The organism is uncultured Thermosynechococcus sp. (genome assembly GCF_938074695.1).
In the GTDB taxonomy this organism is placed as follows: Bacteria; Cyanobacteriota; Cyanobacteriia; order Thermosynechococcales; family Thermosynechococcaceae; genus Thermosynechococcus.
Window position 1 is genome coordinate 1 of record NZ_CALJEM010000011.1, and the last position, 3178, is coordinate 3178.

Annotated in this window: 4 protein-coding genes; 2 read left to right on the forward strand and 2 right to left on the reverse strand. The window is 54.4% G+C overall.

The genetic code is table 11. The annotated features are described in order from the left end of the window. On the reverse strand, window positions 1–601 hold a 601-nt coding region (locus Q0683_RS01570; protein ID WP_298975928.1), incomplete at its 3' end, for a DUF362 domain-containing protein. Between the two features lie 141 nt (window positions 602–742). Between Q0683_RS01570 and Q0683_RS01575 the strand changes: the two genes are divergently transcribed. Further along, window positions 743–1147, forward strand: coding sequence for a hypothetical protein (locus Q0683_RS01575; RefSeq protein WP_298612807.1), 405 nt, complete (start codon window positions 743–745; stop codon window positions 1145–1147). Here Q0683_RS01575 and Q0683_RS01580 read toward each other — a convergent pair. Next, window positions 1121–2578 carry a site-2 protease family protein gene (locus Q0683_RS01580; protein WP_298618087.1) on the reverse strand — a complete coding sequence of 486 codons (1458 nt, stop codon included), beginning with the start codon at window positions 2576–2578 and terminating at the stop codon, window positions 1121–1123. The two genes, Q0683_RS01575 and Q0683_RS01580, sit on opposite strands and share 27 nt — an antisense overlap. Between Q0683_RS01580 and Q0683_RS01585 the strand changes: the two genes are divergently transcribed. Then, on the forward strand, window positions 2577–3178 hold a 602-nt coding region (locus Q0683_RS01585), incomplete at its 3' end, for an MBL fold metallo-hydrolase (protein WP_298975931.1). The two genes, Q0683_RS01580 and Q0683_RS01585, sit on opposite strands and share 2 nt — an antisense overlap.

The window sequence follows — 3178 nt, forward strand, 5'->3', positions numbered from 1 at the left end:
CAATGGTCAATTCAGGGGCGATCGCCCGTGCGGTTTCCACCAGCATGCGGCCAAAGCGATCGGCATCCTTACCGGCTTCCATGTGCCACCAAGCCTTCATTTTGCCAGGGACACAGCCAAAGAGATTTTTCACCCCAAGGGTCAGCGTCAGTTGCACGTGGGATTTCACCTTAGGCAGGTTAATGACCACATCGGCAGCCATGGCCTCCTTGCTAAGGCGCAGGTGGGCAAACTCAGGGTTATCGGTGGGGTAGCGATCGCCATGGAATTCAATGACGGGCAAATTCAATTCCTGAATAAAGGGCAAATAGCCATTATTGCGGGCAACCCCCAGAGCCGAGCCAAAGGCAGGCCCATCCCCCAAAAAGGGGTGTCCTCCCACTGCCTGCACCATTTTGGCTACGCAATAGACCAGTTCTGGACGGGTGACGCATTCGTGTTTTGGCCGTGCACCCGTAAGTAAATTTGGCTTGAGCAGCACGCGATCGCCCGGTTTCACTATCGCCGCCATTCCCCCCAGGGGGGCTAAGAGTTGCTCAAGGGACGCACTAAGACGGTCAAGGTCGTAGGATGTTGCCCGCAGTAAACTCACGCTTGGCATAAGAGGCTTCTCTCCATTGGCATCTTTTCTCCACAGTGTGCCACAAAGATAAAATCCAAGCTTTTTTAACCCCCGTCTAGTACCCCCTGAAACTAACATTAGATGATGAAAAAGCTGCAAAAAGATACGAGAGATAGAGAGATGTCTGCTAACGAGCGATCGCGAATGCCCCAAGGCCTTGAATCAGAATTTCGACAGCAGGTGGATCGCCTGCATCGCCTTACCGTTCTCATGCGCTGGAGTGTGGTGCTCTTTCTTTGGTTGACTGTGGGCACAGTGAGTCTCTGGGGCTTTCGCTACGAAATTAGCCTTATGCGAGAGCATTTTACGTGGGCAGCCTTGCGCTATGGCATTCTCTTTAATCGCTGGCCGGCCCTAGGGTTGGCATTGTGTCTGGGCATAACCCTCAGCGTTCTCTACTGGCAAACCTGCAACATTGTATGGGGGCGCTCTCGGAAATGGCAGCAGCGGCTAGAAAAGCAAGTCCTGTTTATTCGGCGGCAGGGAGAACGTCATCCCCTATGGCATTGGGTGTGTCGGCAGTAGCAGATCCGCAAGGGGTGCCGGCAGGGGAAAAATAATCAGCAGCAGCAACACCAGGGCCATCAAGCCAAGGCCATCGCGCCAGTTATCCAATTCACTGACATCATTGAGGGCAGGTTCGTCAAAGGCCGGCATAAAGAATAAAATCAGTGCCCAGATAAAAAGCCACGGTTGAATAAACGCGAGAATCAGCACGAGGAAACGGCTCACTTGGCCAATGATTGCCCCCAGCCGATGGCCATACATGGCATGAACAATGTGACCCCCATCTAACTGCCCCACCGGCATGAGGTTCAAGGCCGTCACCACCAAGCCCAGCACCCCGGCCACGGCCATCGGATGAAGGTGCAGCGCACTGTCCCCTTTAAGGGCAGCGCCAAAAATGGCTTTGGCAATGAGGGCAAAAAGAATCGAAATGCGCGGGCTAAACACCTGAGGATTGAGGGCTTGCTCTGAAGCATTGGCGGGCAGTTGCACCACCTCAGACTGTTGTAACCCCCAAGCCAAAATCGGCAGGGTGACCAGCAACCCAGCCATTGGCCCTGCAATACTGATGTCAAAAAGGGCACGGCGATGGGGAACGGGCGATCGCATCTGGATAAAAGCACCTAGGGTGCCCATCGCAAAGGGTAGGGGAATAAAGTAGGGCAGCGTTGCCTTGACACCGTAATACCAGGCCGTAGCAAAGTGTCCCAGTTCATGGATGCCCAAAATCAAAAGCAGACTGACGCTGTAGGGCAACCCCTGCCAGAGCAAACTTGGATTGAGCCGCAGTTCTTTCGCCGTCAGCTCAGGGGCAGCAAGGGCCAACCCCGCAACAGTGGTGGTGAGAAAGGTTAAAGCAAGTAGGCTAAGGCTAAGGGCAGGGCGAAAAAGTTGTTGGGGCTGCGGCAGGCGATCGCGGGGAATCAAGGCAAAAAAGGGCTTATTACTTAGACCCACTTGAAACATGACCAAAAAGCGATCGCCAAAGCGTTGGGCAATATTGCGCTTCACCGTCTCATAGACTTGGCTGGCATCACCGCGCATTTGCCCCCGGCAGATCACTGCCTGCGGACGATACTCAATTTGTTGCAAGTAATACATGCCCCAAGGGAAACAGCTTTGCAGTTGCGTTTCTTCCTCCTGATTGAGGAGCTTGCTATTTTCCGTCCGTGGGGGTGTCAAAGGCGGCGGTGGTACGGCGGGTAAGGGGGGCTGGCCTCGGCGCAAAAGCACAAGGTACAGCACAGAACTGGCCACAAAAACAAGGATTAACCATCCTGACGGTACAGGGGTATTCCCCAGTAGCAGCATCCAACCCCCAATAAAAAACGCTGGCAGCATCAGCACCAGCCACAGGAGCCACCAAGGAGTTTGACTGACGCGGGCAGCACTCTGGCGGACAATAAAGACCAAGATTAAACCCAATACAATAAGGGAAATCCATGTCATGATTTCGATACCTGTGGCTCAACAACAGAAACCGCCCCGCCTTGTATTGCCCATGGTCTATGGGTTTCCACCAAACCGCGAGACGCTGGGAGGCACTGCTTATCTCATTGTAGAAAACGATGGCAATACCCTCATTGATTCCCCCCCTTGGACAGAGGGCACCCAGGCGTGGCTCAGACAGCAGGGTGGCGTCAAGCGTCTCATCCTGACCCATCGGGGGGCGATCGCCCACGTGCGGGAGATACAGCGCATTTTTGAGTGCGAAGTGATCATTCAGGCGCAGGAGGCCTATCTTCTGCCTCAAGTGAGAGTCACCCCCTTTAATCACCATCTAGCCATCGGGGAAACTCTCGAAATCCTCTGGACACCCGGTCACTCCCCCGGCAGCGCCTGTGTCTATTGGTATGGCCAAGGGGGTGTTCTCTTTACCGGCCGCCATCTGCTCCCTACACCTACGGGAGAACTGGCACCGATTAAAACGGCCACCACCTTCCACTGGCCTCGGCAACTGCGCAGTGTTGAAGCACTAAAAGCCTTCTGTCGGCAGAAGTCCTTGAGTTATCTGTGTCCGGGGGCAAATATTGGGTTTCTGCGGGGGAC

Excerpts from the sequence above, each read along its gene's own strand:
- Q0683_RS01575 (WP_298612807.1), top strand. The coding sequence starts at position 743 with ATGTCTGCTAACGAGCGATCGCGAATGCCCCAAGGCCTTGAATCAGAA.
- Q0683_RS01580 (WP_298618087.1), bottom strand. The coding sequence starts at position 2,578 with ATGACATGGATTTCCCTTATTGTATTGGGTTTAATCTTGGTCTTTATT.